Annotated in this window: 1 protein-coding gene; it reads left to right on the top strand. The window is 76.2% G+C overall.

Features of this window, described 5'->3' with window-relative positions; all coding sequences use genetic code 11:
• Positions 1 to 424 (top strand): hypothetical protein (locus I6F33_RS38035; RefSeq protein WP_225145804.1); only part of this gene is annotated, 424 nt, incomplete at both ends.

The raw sequence follows: 424 nt of genomic DNA, 5'->3' as shown, positions 1-424 counted from the left end.
ACGCCTTCGCGCTCTGGCGCTACCGCGCCGCCTGGCTGCTCAGCCTGGCCGCCTTCGCGGGGGCGATGGCCCTGTTCAACCTTGCCGGCCTGGCGCTCGCCGACACCAGGGCCCAGTATCCCGAGGCCTGGGCGGCGATCGGCGGCGCGGTGCTGATGGCGACGGCCTTCGCCCAGATGTCGGCGGGCATCCTGCTCAAGCGTCGCTTCGGCGGGCAGCTTGCCTGGCCGCTCTACGCGGCCGCCGGCGCCGCGGCGCTGCCGGCGATCTGGGGGGCGCTGCCATACAACGGGCCGCTCGCGGCCATGGTCCTCGCCGCCGCGGCGCTCGCCGCGCTGCTGGCCAGCGCCGAGGAGCGCCAGCCGCTGGCCTGGCTCAGCGTGCTGCTCGCCACCGGCGGCGCGCTGTTGCTGCACCGCTGGAT

This window comes from Bradyrhizobium sp. BRP20 (genome assembly GCF_020194215.1).
GTDB classification, from domain to species: Bacteria; Pseudomonadota; Alphaproteobacteria; order Rhizobiales; family Xanthobacteraceae; genus Bradyrhizobium; species Bradyrhizobium yuanmingense.
This window is presented reverse-complemented; position numbering and strand designations above follow the sequence as displayed.